At 35.9% G+C, this 15,220-nt stretch carries 13 protein-coding genes; 3 read left to right on the plus strand and 10 right to left on the minus strand.

From position 1 onward, the window contains the following. Positions 1 to 60: 60 nt before the first annotated feature. Positions 61 to 555: a hypothetical protein gene (locus tag MHB44_RS23020; RefSeq protein WP_341301048.1), complete on the plus strand. Its 495-nt coding sequence runs from the start codon at positions 61 to 63 to the stop codon at positions 553 to 555. Between the two features lie 84 nt (positions 556 to 639). Here the strand turns inward: MHB44_RS23020 and MHB44_RS23025 are convergent, their stop codons facing one another. The 10 genes from MHB44_RS23025 to MHB44_RS23070 all read right to left on the minus strand — a co-directional run bounded on the left by MHB44_RS23025 (position 640) and on the right by MHB44_RS23070 (position 13,208). Further along, the gene (locus MHB44_RS23025) at positions 640 to 1,554 is read right to left on the minus strand and encodes a hypothetical protein (RefSeq protein WP_341301049.1); all 915 of its coding nucleotides are present in this window, start codon (positions 1,552 to 1,554) and stop codon (positions 640 to 642) included. Between the two features lie 89 nt (positions 1,555 to 1,643). Continuing rightward, complete coding sequence (locus MHB44_RS23030; protein WP_341301050.1) at positions 1,644 to 2,369, minus strand: SprT family zinc-dependent metalloprotease; 726 nt, start codon at positions 2,367 to 2,369, stop codon at positions 1,644 to 1,646. 14 nt (positions 2,370 to 2,383) lie between these two features. Next, positions 2,384 to 5,491 carry a type I restriction endonuclease subunit R gene (locus tag MHB44_RS23035; RefSeq protein ID WP_341301051.1) on the minus strand — a complete coding sequence of 1,036 codons (3,108 nt, stop codon included), beginning with the start codon at positions 5,489 to 5,491 and terminating at the stop codon, positions 2,384 to 2,386. A 47-nt stretch (positions 5,492 to 5,538) separates the two neighbouring features. After that, a complete protein-coding gene (locus MHB44_RS23040) occupies positions 5,539 to 6,672 on the minus strand; it encodes a restriction endonuclease subunit S (RefSeq protein ID WP_341301052.1) in 1,134 nt (377 codons plus the stop codon). Between the two features lie 39 nt (positions 6,673 to 6,711). Next, a complete protein-coding gene (locus tag MHB44_RS23045; RefSeq protein WP_341301053.1) occupies positions 6,712 to 7,728 on the minus strand; it encodes a virulence RhuM family protein in 1,017 nt (338 codons plus the stop codon). A gap of 111 nt (positions 7,729 to 7,839) precedes the next feature. Beyond that, positions 7,840 to 9,369, minus strand: a complete 1,530-nt coding sequence (locus MHB44_RS23050) for a type I restriction-modification system subunit M (RefSeq protein ID WP_341301054.1) — start codon at positions 9,367 to 9,369, stop codon at positions 7,840 to 7,842. Next, on the minus strand, positions 9,366 to 9,962 hold the full coding sequence (locus MHB44_RS23055) for a restriction endonuclease subunit S (protein ID WP_205180320.1): 597 nt from the start codon (positions 9,960 to 9,962) through the stop codon (positions 9,366 to 9,368). The genes MHB44_RS23050 and MHB44_RS23055 overlap by 4 nt, the downstream gene beginning before the upstream one ends. A gap of 135 nt (positions 9,963 to 10,097) precedes the next feature. Beyond that, positions 10,098 to 11,189 (minus strand): hypothetical protein, encoded by a 1,092-nt coding sequence (locus tag MHB44_RS23060; protein ID WP_341301055.1) that lies wholly within the window; start codon positions 11,187 to 11,189, stop codon positions 10,098 to 10,100. A gap of 295 nt (positions 11,190 to 11,484) precedes the next feature. Then, complete coding sequence (locus MHB44_RS23065; protein WP_341301056.1) at positions 11,485 to 11,919, minus strand: helix-turn-helix transcriptional regulator; 435 nt, start codon at positions 11,917 to 11,919, stop codon at positions 11,485 to 11,487. A 290-nt stretch (positions 11,920 to 12,209) separates the two neighbouring features. Next, complete coding sequence (locus MHB44_RS23070) at positions 12,210 to 13,208, minus strand: hypothetical protein (RefSeq protein WP_341301057.1); 999 nt, start codon at positions 13,206 to 13,208, stop codon at positions 12,210 to 12,212. 533 nt (positions 13,209 to 13,741) lie between these two features. On the opposite strand from MHB44_RS23070, the gene MHB44_RS23075 reads away from it, so the two are divergent. Together MHB44_RS23075 and MHB44_RS23080 are read left to right on the plus strand one after the other, a co-directional pair. Then, on the plus strand, positions 13,742 to 13,915 hold the full coding sequence (locus MHB44_RS23075) for a hypothetical protein (RefSeq protein ID WP_341301058.1): 174 nt from the start codon (positions 13,742 to 13,744) through the stop codon (positions 13,913 to 13,915). A gap of 7 nt (positions 13,916 to 13,922) precedes the next feature. Next, on the plus strand, positions 13,923 to 15,152 hold the full coding sequence (locus tag MHB44_RS23080) for a recombinase family protein (protein ID WP_341301059.1): 1,230 nt from the start codon (positions 13,923 to 13,925) through the stop codon (positions 15,150 to 15,152). The last annotated feature ends 68 nt before the right edge of the window (positions 15,153 to 15,220 follow it).

Raw genomic sequence — 15,220 nt, forward strand, 5'->3', positions numbered from 1 at the left:
ATATTTTTCTAACAAAATACTAAAATACAATACATCGACAATTACAAAGGAGGTGTACCCATGGACAAAGACAAATTCCAAACAGCCAATAGCAAAAATCGTGTAGCCATCGTAAACGAGTTGCTAAAACGGGATGGTTTTGATTTACAAAAAGTAGCGGATGCTCTTGAAATGAACTATTCCACCTTTACAAAACTAATGCAAGAAGACGATTATGTTTATATCAAGCGGGAAAACCAGTATTACAAATTTGTTCGTGATGAGAGTCAGGTTTCCACTATTTCTGACCAAACCGATTCCGAAATGGACTATATTAAGAAGAACTTTTCCCTTTTGAAGAGTTTAATAGAACGATATAAACACAACGGCGACTTCATCATTGACAAGCGTATTTTCCGTTCCACCTCTAAAATCTCCAGTAAAAACTTCCGTATGCCTGATGACCTCTATCAAAACTTTGTAGCTACTTGTGAGAATGAATTTCCTCATCTGAAAATCCAAGACATAATTGCACAGCTTCTTCTTGATTTCACAGATAAATACTCCGACAAGTAAGAAGACAATTGAAAGATAAGGCAGTGCCAATAGCAATACTCGAATGGAACTGCCTTATTTAAAGGATCAATATTTTAAAATTAATTATCCAAGTACCTTTTTTACTTTTCCTTTCCAATCATTCCGATGAATAAGCCGCCATTCATGGAGATTGTTTTGAATAATTTCTGCTTTACTCATTTTAGACACGCTTTCCCAATCCCCTCTTACAATATAGGTTGCGTTTCCTACATTTGCACTTTCAAATACATATAATCCCTTATCTTTAAAACCAAATATGACATATCCAGAAAAACCGTTTTGTCCTATCGCTTCGAAATCTGGATTATAGTTAGCAATCGTTTCGAGTCTTTCCCAGATGACCATTTGTTTTGATTTCTTTCCTGACTCAACGATATTCTTAAAACGTTCCTTTCTTTTTTCCCATGGCCATCCATTACTCTCTAAAAAGACCCAATTGTATCGCTTCAACTGTGAAGGTTTATAATAGGTATCCAATTGTTCCGAAAAAACTTCGCAATATCCTACTAATTCTAAAATAATATTTGCTCCAACTACAGCTTTCTCCAAGTCCGTTTCTCTGTTAAAAGTTGCGTTAATCAATAAAAATAAATCGTCATCTTTTGCTTCTATTACAATTTCAAATCCTGTCCCAGCTATACTCTCCTTTTTATACACTTGTCGAGGAATATCAACAAAATCAGTAACTTCCTCCGTTTGATCTCTCCCTCTGAACTCCCTACGTGTAGAATACATAGAAACATAGATAGTTTCTTTAGGAAGATCTCTCCTTGTAATTTCCTTACCCTCTACATTAAACCGAGTGAACCTTCCAACTACAGGCGGGAACATTGCTTGTCCAACTTCTAAAGATGGAAAACCTATCTTTCCTATTTGCTCTTTATTTTCTTTCGTAATTTTTACTCCCAACCTAAAAACTTCGTCAATCGACTTAACATATTTTTCAATAGATCTAATATAACTTTTTCCTTGAATCATTTTGCACCTTCTCCTCTCAATAAAAAAAAGACAGCTCTAATCCAATTAGAAACTGCCTTTCCTTCTTATCTTGTTGTGAGTTCGTGTTGTTAAAGTTCTTGGACAATCTCTTCGTCGAGTATGGCTTTCCGCTTCTGCCAGTCAGGCATAAGCGTGAATAGCATGTTGTAGAAGTTATCGCTGTGATCGTTATATTTAAAATGAATCAGCTCATGTAAAACAACATAGTCAATGCAATGCTTAGGAGCTTTTATCAGCTCTGTATTAAGAAGGATGGTGTTTTTCTCGATTAATGCTGATCCCCAGCGTGCTTTCATTGTTCGAAAGTCCAAAGATGGCTTTCCTACCCCGTATTTCTTCATACACTCACTCATTTTATCGAGGGATTCTTGAAATATTTTGAGTGCCTTTTCTCGATACCAGCTATCCATCAGCTTTTCTTTTCGTTGAAAGTTTTGCAGGTCTTTCACATATAAGTAAATAAAACCTCGAAAATACTTGACTATTTCCTCGTCTGTCGTCTTTTCGACACGCAGGCGGTATTGCTTCCCTAAATAGCGAAAAGATTCTCCGCTTACATATTCTCGTTCACTTCGCCTATGTGGCATGGCTTCCTCGAAAGTTTTTACGTTCTTAACAATCCATGCCCCTTTGCTTTTCACAAAATCATAGATAACGTCAAGTGGCACTTTCTCATTCGCCGATACTTGAATCGTCATATCAGGCTTAATGTTTAAATTGATATTTTTAACGTTTTTACGTTCGATAAAAAAGTCAATTCGTTTATTGCTGTAGTAGATTTGATGTCTTTCCATGTTGTTCACAACCCTTAGTAACGTCTGATCGCTACTGTTTTGATTTGTTCAATCACCTTATCAATCGTATCATAATCAAGCTTGACACCCTGTTCTTTTGAAAAGTCGTATAAAAGGTCATCTAAGTCTTGTGCGATGCGATTGTGTATTTGCAGGTTATTGTGCCAATCTACCTTTTGATGTTGTTTAATAATTTCATCCATCTTCAAAGCTAATTCGCCAAGAAGGTCCTCTCCGTAACTTGCGGGTGTTTCCTTCGTTTCAGATAATATATCTTTTGTCACGCCGTAAAAAGCTTGTGCATCTATATTTTCTTTAATGACGCTCGGATAGTCCTCTTTTGATTCACCGTTACGATAATCGTTCATAATATCTTTCATCTTATTTAAGTATTCGGCTTCGGAAATCCGCTTATCCTTATATTCCTGAATCGCTTCCTGAATCCGCTCAGAAAACTTCTTATAATAAGCGGGGTTTTCATCCCATTTTGCATGGACACTTTTCGTTAGACGGGTCCGAATTGCATCAGCTTTAGCACGTTTCGATTCCAAACGCTCCAGTTCCTCCTCAAACTGCTTTTCATTGAGGATATCAACTGGGTTTGTTATACGAATGACTTGTTCAGCAGAGATATATTGATCCATTAGTTTTTGCATTTTCGCTTCATATTCTTTATGATCAATCGTATCCGAATAACGTAACTTCACGCTTTTTCGTAGTTCTTGGAAAAACTTCAAGTCCCTTTTGTATGTGGAAAGTTCTTCTGGCTGTAATGCATTATAGATTCGTTCGGATTCCAATGCGATAGCAAGGTTGCGGCCGAACTGGCTTAGTGTATCATAAAACGTTTCTCTTTTTTCCTCGTCTTCTAACAATACCTCATACTCTTCTACATCTCGTTTATTTCTAATAGCAGAAAAGAGTTGCAGTAAGTCGGAATGATGCTGACGAAGTGAACCAATCACAGTAATAACATCATGGATTGCACCTTTTAAATCAGTTGGATCGAAGTTTTCTAAGCCTGCTCCTGAATACATTTGCAAAGCTTCATCCAGCTTAGATAAAAGCCCTCGGTAATCAATGATTAAACCGTAGTCTTTGCCTTCATACAGACGATTCACCCTGGCAATCGCCTGCAGTAGCGTATGTTCTTTCATTGGCTTATCAATATATAAAATTGACGCTCGTGGTGCATCAAAGCCAGTTAATAGCTTATCCACAACAATAAGTAAATCAATATCGTCACCATGTATAAACTCATCTTTGATTGCGTCTTCATAGTCTTCAGCCGTTCCATAACGATTCATCATCCGTTGCCAGAAACGTTGGATTTTGTCATTTGATTCCTCATCTATCGCATCATGACCTTCTCTTTGGTCAGGAGGTGAGATAACGACAGCACAGTTTAAATCGCCCAGCTCTTCAAAAGCTTCCAAATAACGAATGGCTTCCATTTTGCTGTTCGTTGCAAGCATTGCTTTGAACTGTGATCCTTGTGTTTTGTAATTGCGATTAAAATGTTCATTAATATCAAAAGCAATCATGCTAATGCGTTGATCAGATGAAGCAATTCGTTCAAAGTGACTCCATTTCTTCATTACTTCATCCTTTTGTTTATCATTCAGATGACGAGTTATCATTGAAAGTCGGTTATCAATCGCTGTTTTGTTGACCGTTTGATCAACCATTTTCCCTTCATACAGCAACGGAACAATTGCACGATCTTTTACGCCATCTGCAATTGTGTATTTATGAATGAGCTTACCAAATTTAATCATTGTGCTTTTTTCTTTTTTCATCAGGGGTGTTCCTGTAAAGCCTAAGTAGCAGGCATAAGGGAACACTTTTTTCATTTTAATGTGCAATTCTCCATATTGGCTTCTGTGCGATTCATCGACAAGTACAAAGATGTCTCTTGATTCAATTGGCTGTTGTATTGTTGATGCCGTATCGAATTTATGCACTAATGTCGTGACAATATCAGCATTCCCATCTTTAATCAGCGAAACTAAATGGCTTCCAGATATGGCTCTACTTGCTTTTAATCTCGTGTGATTAAACGTTTTGTGAATTTGCTTATCCAGTTCTACCCTGTCTGTTACGACAATAATTTTAGGGTGGTAGTCATTTAATTCCGACAAAATATAACGAGCAAGCATGACCATTGTGAGTGATTTACCTGACCCCTGGGTGTGCCAGATAACCCCGCTCTGTCGATTACCGCTTTCATCTCGCTCCTGGATTGTTTTCAATATTTCCTTAATCGCAAAGTATTGCTGGTAACGAGTCACCTTTTTTACGTCTTTGTCAAACAATGTAAAGAAACAAGTCAATTCCAGCAGACGCTCTGGGTGAAACAAGGAAATGATGTTTTTGTCTTGCATCGTTGGTAAGCGACCTGAAACCGTTTGATCTAACCATTGGTCGAGCCACGTTTCCTGCTCTTCCTTCCAAACAGACCAGAATTTCTTCGGTGTCCCACATGTCGCATATTTCGTTTCGTTTTTATTCGTCGACATGACGATCTGTACAAACTTAAACAGTTGCGGGGCATAATCGTTTTTTTGGTTACGAATCATTTGGCTAATGCCTTGTTCCATCGAAATTGATGCTTTTTTGCACTCGATAACTGAAAAAGGTATACCATTGACAAATAACACGATATCAGGGCGAACAATACCCCTACCATCAACCCGCTCTACAGAAAACTCCTCAACGATATGAAAATCATTGTTCTCGATATTTTCCCAATCAATGAATTGAATCGTAAATGACTTTTTAGAACCATCAGGCAGAAATTCGGTGTACGTTCTTCCTAACATCAATGTTTCATAAATGCTCTCATTCGCCTTTACAAGCCCGTTTGTCAGTGGTTCATCTAAATCACGCATCGCTTGTTGGATATTTGTATCGCTAAACTTGTATGTGACACCTTTATACTGATAGGAGTTTAACTCTTTCAGTTTCTCTTCCAATACCGTTTTCAGCAAAACAGTATAGAGATTTTCACGCATCGCTTCAGCTCGCTCTGCCTCTATGTACTCATACCCTAAGCCTTGCAATACTTCAATTGCAGGCTGTTGGCTAATCGTACGTTCATCATAATTTTGTGGGATTGACATCTTTCCACCTCCATTTTTTTTAGAATATAGGAAAAGGAGCAAAGGACTTATACCTTTACTCGGACTTTTCCTGTAAGAAGTAATTGCATGAGACCTTGTTTTTGGTGTTTTAATAAAGTTTGTTCTTGTTCAAGAAGATTTATCTCTTTATCAGCTTCAGTTAGAATATTCACAATTGCTTGTTGTTCTTCTATTTTTGGTAGTATTAGTTCAAACTCTTTTAACCACCCAGTATTTAGATTTTTCTGTGATGAACCTGAAACTTTTGACTCTATCTGTCTAATAAATAAATCTGATTGCATCCAATACTTTACAAAATAATTTAAAAAATTATTATTCTTCATTCTTAAGAAACCCAAACTTACAAATATACAAAACTCCGTATCCTCATTTAAAATTACTGGATTACCTAATGTACCTACCCTGCCAAACAATAAATCTCCCCTCTTAGGCTTTGCATTGCTTGTAGAGTTTTCAAACTCTTCTCTGCTTATATATTTTACATTTTCAAAATTAAGTTTGTCTCCATCTAAATCCTTTACTGATAAAAACGGTACACCTTTAGTAACATATTTTGGCGTATAGGTTAGCCCAAGGAAAATTTGTGCAATATCTTTAATTTTTTTATTTTGCCACTTACCTTCAAATCCAGGTAACCTTTCTTCACCCGTCAACAACTTCTGCATTAATCCTTTTTTCTGCTCTTTCTTCTGCTCGATTAGCTTTTCTTTTAGCTCAATTGCCTTGTCCCAAGTGGAGAGGATGGAGGCGATTTTTTTTTGTTCATCAAAAGTAGGAATTTCAATTTTTATACTTTTTATAGTTGAAGCACTTAGACTTGGAACACCAGTAGCTTCATTGTATTTCTTCCAAGGAATCTTACAAAACCTATAGTATAGCCACTTTGGATCATACCCAGCTTTTATATTTGTGTAAAACAATGTATCAACTGTCCAAAAAGGATTATCTATATATCTTGGCTTATCAATTGTACCTTTTCTCCCTATTAGAACAGAGGGCTTGTTATAAAGATAGACATTAGTTCTTCCAATCTCCCCTCCTGTACCAAGAATTGGGTACTTTCCACCAAGAACCTCTACTTCCTTTTGATTTTTACCATGTTTTACATCTAAGATATCTCCCAGTTTCAAAGTTTTCCAGCCGTTTAATGTTTCTCCCATTCGGTACACCTCCTGTCATTTCACTAATTTAGGTCCAGTTTAATTATTTCTACTATCTAACCTCTTCAACCTATCATTCTGTTCGACAAAATAATCAAAGTCATTTTTTTTCGGCTCATTTAACTGTTGCTGATGGAAAATTCCATATTGTTCTGTTGCAAATTGTTCCGCTAACTTCGCACTAATTTTCCCTGCATTCGTTAAAATTTCATGCTCATTGAATTCTAAAAATGCATCTAATTTTTCTGCCCAGTCCTTCATGTACATCGGCTTCTTCTTTTTCGCTTGTGTTTCTGCGTAGTCTAAATACATTGTCACGATACGGTTCAAATCACTCAATTCCTCTTGTGAAAGATAATTTTTCGCTACAGTTACATCTTGTTTACGAACTTTGTCCCCTTTCCAACTTGTTAACCCCATATTAGGCTTCGAGGCATCTGCTCGTTTCATAATCAGCTCCGATGCTGTATGTCCATGTATGGCAAAATGAAGCTTATTTTGAACAGTTGCAAAGAATTCTCTTGTAACAGACGAATTTTTATCATAATCAATTGAAGTCATATAAATGTCAGCAATTTTTTGATTAAAACGTCTTTCAGAAGCACGAATATCACGAATACGTTCCAGTAATTCATCAAAATAATCTGCACCAATATTTCGAATTTCTTTTAAACGTTCGTCATCCATCGTAAAACCTTTTACCATGTATTCATTTAAACGCTCTGTTGCCCATTGACGAAATTGTGTTCCACGATGCGATCGTACACGATAGCCGACTGCAATAATTATTTCAAGGTTGTAGTGTTTAACTCTTCTTTTAACTTCACGTTCACCTTCATTTTGAACTTGTAAGTAATTCTTACAAGTTGCCTCCTCTAATAATTCTCTTTCTTCATATATATTTTTTATATGCAAAGTAATGTTCTGTGGAGAAGTTTGAAATAATTCAGCCATCGCTTTTTGTGTCATCCAAACCGTTTCCCCTTCCAAACGTACCTGGATTTTTGTATCTCCATTTTCAGTTTGATACATTAAAAAATTCGATTCATTATTCATGTCAACACCTCGTTTCTTTAAAAGTAGGATGAATAAAGATTAAACACCCCTTGCCAGACCATTTTGCCGACATCAGCAAAATGGTCTAAGCTTGTATAGGTGAAGCAAATTCTACAACCCTAACTCCTGCAAATACTTCTCCATCTGTTCTTCCACTTCTGCAAGCTCCTGCTTAATGTTCTGAATATTCCCCTTCACTTGTGCCATATCAACAGGCTCTTCTTCTTCAAATGTGTCCACGTAACGAGGAATATTCAAGTTATAGTCATTTTCTTTAATTTCATCTAATGTAGCGACATAAGAGTATTTATCAATTGTTTCCCAGTTGTCATATGTTTCTACGATTTTAGCAATATCCTGTTCTCTTAATTGGTTTTGGTTCTTTCCTTTTTCATAATTGCCTTCCGCAGACGCATCAATGAAAAGCACTTCTTTGCGGGTACGGTTCTTTTTGAATACAAGAATACAAGCAGGGATTCCAGTCCCATAAAACAACCCTTCTGGTAGTCCGATTACAGCATCCAGCAAGTTCATCTCAATGATTTGCTGACGGATTTTCCCTTCGCTTGCACCCCTGAACAATACTCCATGAGGCAATATCGTAGACATTCTGCCATTTTCCGCTAACGAATAGAGCATGTGCTGAACAAAAGCATAATCTCCTTTTGAACTTGGTGGGACACCCCATTCAAAACGTCTGTAAGGATCCAAACTTGCATCCATTTTAAATTTACTGTCCGTATTGCCTTCACCTGCAAAGCCCATTGCCCACTTATCTAACGAAAATGGCGGATTTGCTACGATTGCTTGGAATTTCATTAACTTTCCATCTTCTAAATGAAGAGGATTTGCCAATGTGTCGCCCCACTCAATTTTCGCATCATCAATCCCATGCAAATACATATTCATCAATGCTAATGAATGTGTTGCCCCATTGCGTTCTTGACCATAGATGGCTACTTTCTTATTTGGCACTTGGTTTGCAACACGTATAAGAAGAGAGCCAGATCCGCATGTAGGGTCATAAATACGATCATTTTCTTGAGGTTTGACAAGGCATGCTAACAATTCTGAAGCCATTGACGGCGTGTAAAATTCTCCGCCCTTCTTACCTGCATCTGATGCAAAACGTTCAATCATGTATTGGTAAGCATCACCAATGACATCTTCATTTCCTACAACTGATGGCTTTAATGTAAGCTTATTAAAATCCTCCAATAAGGAACGCAACATTGCATTACGTTCTGTTGCCCTACCGAGAACTGCTTCGCTGTTAAAATCAATATTACGGAACACGCCACGAAGTTTGCCTGTGTTTTCATTCTCAAGCCGTTCCAATGCTTTATTGATGATTTCACCAATCTCAGCATCATTGCGTTTGCTATACAAGTAATCAAATGTAGACTGTTCATCTAACACAAATCGCTCTCTTGATAACGCACGCTGAATGCGTTGTTCATCACCATCATAACGCTTTGTATATTCTTCTAAATGCTCCTTATACGCATCACTTAAATACTTGATGAACAGCATTGTCAGTATATAATCTTTATATGTACTGGAATCTACCTTTCCTCTAAATGTATCGGCCGCTTGCCATAGTACACCGTTAATTTGGTCTTTTGTCACTTTTTCACTCATGATATATCCTCCTTCATTTCACCTTTTATCATTTTCTTTGTTAATGCTGTGAACCATTTCTCTTTTTCTTCAATCAGTTGTGAATACAATAGCTTTTCTTTTTGATGCAGATTATAAAGATTCACTATTGCCTGTTGCTTTGTTAATGGGATTCCTACTATCGGGATCGCACTTAATGCTGTTTTATTTGTACTTGGAATACGGGTCCCAGCTTGTGAACGTTCCAGCTCTTTTTTGACTTCATCCGTATTCAAGTACCATGCGATATACTCTGGTAAAAACTTATGGGAATCTACTTTAATAATAGCAAAGTATGATGGGACTAACAGACCTGTCGTTGCCTCATTAATGTGAATCGCAGTATGGGGGAAGCTTAGCCTGATTAATACATCCCCGTTCCCTGTGAAGTGTTGAGGATTTAATACATCATTGCTTTGGAATTCTTCAAACGGCTCATCATTCAATATTCCATTTTCAGTAATATTTTTTAACGTGATTAGTCGATAAGTAGCTTTCACATCTTTTGGAAACTCCGCCTTTTTCCTCGTTAATACCATACCTGTTTTAATTTCAGCAATCTCGCCAAGTAACATATTGCACCTCCATTCTTTTGTTAAATACTCTATTTAAAATACGTTAAATTGAATATATAACAAAATGGATATTAAATCAACCCTAATTTTCTTGAAAAAAGAACCTCGTGTATTTCACACAAGGTTCTCATCCAATTAATGATATAAAAAGCAATCTGCCAGTTCCTCTTGCCGTATTCGGTAGCTATCTTCGGTTTCATATACGTCTTCAATCATTATCGGCTGTTGGTGGTGTAACTTTCCCTCTTCCTTAATTATAAAGTGATCGGCTTCATACGATATTTCTTTTTTCCCATATGTGTAAGGGCAGAAAAACAAAATAAATTTCTCAAATACTTCAGCAATCATTTCAAAAGTTTCATATAATGAATCCATTGGTTCAAAGTAAACACCAATCTTTCTATTATCAAATTGAATATCAGGATGTACCTTATTTTGGATTAACTTCTTATGTTGTAAAAATGATTCGTACCAATCTATTCTTTGCTTTTCAAAATACAGCTCTACAAATGCAAGTGATTTTGCATTATTCCATGAGCATCTAAATAGCAAACCACTTTGTCCTGCTCCGACTGTTAGCGTATAATCGTTTAAATTCATTTTCTTGTCGTAATGAAAGTTTAAATAGTATGGTATACGCTTACGAAGAACAGCTAACATTGCTCTTTTAACGTCTTCAAGTCGTGACATATCGAATTGCGGTGCGAATGATAAAGCACGCCCAGCATGTAGCGGATGAATGTTTTCAACCGTATATTCCACAGTTAAAAGCTGTTTGATTTCGCTCAATTGCACCATGTTTTCATATACTTCAAGCTTGTACATTCGGTTTAACTGCTCTAAAACTTCAATAGCTAAAGGATTAATGGAAACTGCATAAAAATCTGTATAGTGGAAGTTATTGTTGTCGATCCAATTGGTAAGATCTTTTAATATTTCTTCATCGAATGATAACGCCAGCCATACGATGATCCCCTCTTGATTAGCCATTACCATCTTTTTGATTCTTTCCAAATAGGAACGGTTGGCTTTAGTTAATTGGATTTCCATATAAACAGGGATTCTTCGCTTTACATCTATCCCTATTAAATCAATGTTGCGATTGGCATGTCTTTGTTCCAATGAGATATTGCTTAATTCAAATCCTAACAAGGCTTGCCATCCTTTATAGAATTCCTTTAAATAAATTGCAAAAATTGACTCCTTGTTGCTTCCGTTTTTGCTCATAATTCCATACCTCCTACATTTGTTTTATATTTTTGTCATTTATTTTTTACAAAAAGAAAAGCACCTCCCATGCCAAGACGGTAAGTGCTGTTTTTTAACATATATAGTTGAGCTTTTACAAATAAAGTCGCCATTGTAATCAATCCTTAATAATCATACTGTCCTAACAATATAGCAAAAAGATTGTATGTCAAAGAGTATCATAGCATAATTACATTATATATATTTCTTGAATATATTGTAGTAACTACATAGATAACTTATATACATAGGAGGAGAAAATCCTCCCCCAATTTCATATTTCTTCTTTAAGCTCTTTTATCAATTCTCCAACCCTTTTCAAATCCTCCAATATAGTCTCGGCTGTCCATTCGATTGCTAAAATGGTTGTACAAATTCTTAGCAAAGAATCTTTCGTATTGGCACTTAACTTTTTATTTTCCCACTCGATTTCATTGCCAAAGAATAGTTCCTCAAGCGTAGCTTCTCTTCCTATAGAATCAAACTTTGTACCGAGAAAAGTATCAATTCCAGTTCCCAACGCCATCGCAATATCTTCCAGAATATTAACACTTGGATTTTTCCTATGACCCATTTCAAGGCGGTTCAAGTACGAAGGCGTGACGTTACACAATGTTGCTAACTCTTGTAGGGAATAGCCTTTGGATTGCCTCAGATGTTTTAATAACTTTCCAAAATCATTTCCAAGTTCTCGCTTTCCTCTTGTCATACAAATCCTCTCCTTTTAATCTTTCCATTCAAGGAATCCTGTTTTAATTGATCGGATGATCTTTATATCATAGACAGGTTGAGGAATTTGATAACAAAAGAAAGATAGTAACTTTAAAGATAATGAAAGAACCACTCGAAGCCTCGAAAGCGGAATGGTTCTTCACATGGATCTACTTATTGCCGAACCGAACCTAAAGTTCAGTTATGGTACACGATACTCGCAATATCGTGCTTACTATTATTATAACCATGAATAACCATACATCAACCATAATTCTTCTAAAAACCCTAATCCTTTTTCCATAAAAATCTGTCAAGAGGATTGCATAAGGTATTTGGTGCTTTCGCATAATTTTTTGGAATGGGAATTGGGTTGATGCCAAGTTCACTTAGCATATTTATACGGTTTCGAAATGTGGATTTTGTCATGGATTTCAATGGGGTATCTATACTGTGGGAGGAGACTTGTTTTAAAAATTCTATGAGCTTATTTTTATTGGAATCAGTGAAGGATGATTTTCGTATTCTTTTTCGTGCTTCGTCTAACTTATAAAAATCTCCAGCGTGGTAAATGGGAGACATATATTTCTGGAAATAATCTCGATAAATTTCTTCTTTCATATATTCCTTTAATTTCTTAGACCGACTATTCCCTTTGTCCTGTCGTGCCATATAATTAATATGATCTTGTAAAATCCGTACTTCAAATCTTAATACGTTTTTTTCATACTCCTGGATTTCTTCCTTTTTAAACATTCGTTCTTCTTCTTTAGAATAAACTACAGCTTGAACCGATTTGGATGAATGATAAACTGTCGTTTCATACTTTTGAAAGACACCTTCTGCATCAAGCTTACCTATATACTTTTTTTGATACCGATGTGATTTAGTAAGCTTCTGATACAAGTGTAGCAGAATATCTCGGTGGAGCTTTTCCTCTATAACCACATCGTATCGGTAATCAATTCTTTGCAAAATATGATGTTTGAAATGCGAAAAGTGTCTAAAAAGAATCCAAAGAATATTTTTTATCTCTTGTTCTATTAAAGGATAGTCATCTTCCGTCAGATCAGACTTACCAAGAAGAAGAATCCCATCTATGAACATATATAATTTCCATTGTCCGTTCCCTTTGTTTGAAATATGAATTGTGATTCCTTTGAACCTACCGCCATAGTGATCAGCGAAGTAATCATTCAATTGCCTGTAGTAAATATTAAACCTCTTTTGTAAATCCATCACTTCATAGTACTCGATAGGGAAAAACAACTTGATTGTATGGATCACTTTTTCCACCTCCAAGTGAATCTTGGGAGGCTGGGAACCTTTGTACACCAAGGGTTTACTGTTACATTTTTGCACCCAGCCCCACTATATTTATTCTTCCTTGCCCCCAAATCAAATGGGCTACTGACAATATAGCGAAAAAGTCAAATTGAAATAAATAAGTTTTGTGTTCGAGGTGTTTTTTCTATAAAAAATTGAAACAGTCAATTAACTATTGACATTAGGCAAAATATTTCTTATTATAGTTTATAGAATTTTTTATATAACATATTTTGATAGATTATAGACTGTTTTACTTAGATACATGAACAATTCAATAGGTGTATTTGTTTCAAGGGGAGGAGTATGCTCTCTTGTTTAACTACCTATTGTGTTTTTTCGTATGTCTAAGTAAAGCAGTCTTTTTTGTTGTTTTAGATGTACCGAGGTTCTGTTTCGGAACATTTTCCTCTTTTTTATATAGGTTACTGACCCATTCCTCATGTCATTAACCTTAATAACCTCAAATTTCCACTGCGAAAGGAAGATCCCCTATGAAAGAATCCCCTACTTTAAATCTTAATGAAGAAATGGAAGAGCAATTATTAATTGGACCTGAGCTGGAAAGATATAATGCACGAAAGTTTATTAACTTACTGTCCGATATGATTGTCAAATACGAATCTACTATTTATGATGAATTCAAGGAAAACAGAGTTGGAGCGTGATTGATCTATGCGGGCTGTTGGCTACGTTCGTGTTAGTACTGATAAACAATTGGACAATACTTCTATTGCAAAACAAAAAGAGGAAATTGAAAAATATTGCAATGATAATGGTTTATCCCTCATTCGCATTTTCGATGAAGGGGCAAAATCGGCGGAATCATTTAAAAATCGCCCTGAGTTTAAAGAGTTGTACTCATTTGTTTTTGATAAACAAAATAGAATAGATTACGTTGTCGTCTATGATTCAGACCGTATATCAAGGGACAATTTAGAATCCCTTTATATTTATAGGCGATTGACCCAAGCTGAAAAACATCTTATTTGTATAGCTGACAATATAGATACAAGAGATCCAAGAGCAAAAATACTTTATCAAATCATGTCATTAGTTGCTGAATTAGAAAGAGATATGATTATATTTCGAACTAATTCTGGCATGGAAAAAAGAGCCTCCGAGGGAGAGTTCAATGGAGGCGTTATTTATGGATATGCATCGAAGAATAAGATGCTTAAAATTGTTCCTGAAGAAGCAAGAGTCGTAAAATATATTTTTGAAAAGTATGCAATTGACCAGTGGGGTTATAGAAAAATAGCATCAAACTTAAATACTTTGGGTATCACTACGAAAAAAAGTAATTTATGGTCAATAACTGCTGTAAAAACGATACTCACCAACCCCGTCTATATTGGTAAGATGAAATGGCGTGGTGAACTGAGAGATGGAAAGCATGCCCCTATTGTTGACCCAAAGTTATGGGAGAAAACACAAGAAGTATTGAAAGTAAGTAGTTATATACAAGAGAAAGTTCATCCTGGAAGCTTCCCCTTATCAGGCTTACTAAAATGCCCAGAATGCGGCTCAGCCATGGTACAAGGAAATAGCAGTCCAAAATACAAATACTATCAATGTTCAAGAAACAAAAATAGCGGTAGTAAGGCGTGTTCCTCAAACCTTGTAAAAAAGGATTATGCTGAAGAACATGTATTCAACCAAGTGTTTATAGCGTTACAAAAATACAACATTATAGAACCTATAACCAGTATGCTACACGCATACGCTATGAGTGAAATAGAGCCATTGGAAATGAAATTAAAGACGTATGAAGTTGAATTAGATGAATTAAAAACAAAGAGAAAAGAACTTATAAACTGGAAGTTGAAAGATATTATTTCAGAAGCGATTTTGAAAGAGGAAATAGTAGATTTACAAGAGGAAGAGAAAACGATTTTAAGTTGAATTGAAAATTTACAGCACCTCATTAAACTCAGAGATAAAACCTTTTTAGCTGATATTATTTCAACTTC

It is taken from the genome of Lysinibacillus sp. FSL H8-0500 (assembly GCF_038051955.1).
GTDB lineage: Bacteria > Bacillota > Bacilli > Bacillales_A > Planococcaceae > Lysinibacillus > Lysinibacillus macroides.

Bases quoted from the DNA above. Each gene is read 5' to 3' on its own strand.
- MHB44_RS23040 (WP_341301052.1), bottom strand. From the start codon at position 6,672: ATGGGAGAAACATTAAACGGCTGGAAAACTTTGAAACTGGGAGATATC.
- MHB44_RS23060 (WP_341301055.1), bottom strand. From the start codon at position 11,189: ATGAGCAAAAACGGAAGCAACAAGGAGTCAATTTTTGCAATTTATTTA.
- MHB44_RS23030 (WP_341301050.1), bottom strand. From the start codon at position 2,369: ATGGAAAGACATCAAATCTACTACAGCAATAAACGAATTGACTTTTTT.
- MHB44_RS23045 (WP_341301053.1), bottom strand. From the start codon at position 7,728: ATGAATAATGAATCGAATTTTTTAATGTATCAAACTGAAAATGGAGAT.
- MHB44_RS23065 (WP_341301056.1), bottom strand. From the start codon at position 11,919: ATGACAAGAGGAAAGCGAGAACTTGGAAATGATTTTGGAAAGTTATTA.
- MHB44_RS23020 (WP_341301048.1), top strand. From the start codon at position 61: ATGGACAAAGACAAATTCCAAACAGCCAATAGCAAAAATCGTGTAGCC.
- MHB44_RS23025 (WP_341301049.1), bottom strand. From the start codon at position 1,554: ATGATTCAAGGAAAAAGTTATATTAGATCTATTGAAAAATATGTTAAG.
- MHB44_RS23050 (WP_341301054.1), bottom strand. From the start codon at position 9,369: ATGAGTGAAAAAGTGACAAAAGACCAAATTAACGGTGTACTATGGCAA.
- MHB44_RS23055 (WP_205180320.1), bottom strand. From the start codon at position 9,962: ATGTTACTTGGCGAGATTGCTGAAATTAAAACAGGTATGGTATTAACG.
- MHB44_RS23075 (WP_341301058.1), top strand. From the start codon at position 13,742: ATGAAAGAATCCCCTACTTTAAATCTTAATGAAGAAATGGAAGAGCAA.
- MHB44_RS23080 (WP_341301059.1), top strand. From the start codon at position 13,923: ATGCGGGCTGTTGGCTACGTTCGTGTTAGTACTGATAAACAATTGGAC.
- MHB44_RS23035 (WP_341301051.1), bottom strand. From the start codon at position 5,491: ATGTCAATCCCACAAAATTATGATGAACGTACGATTAGCCAACAGCCT.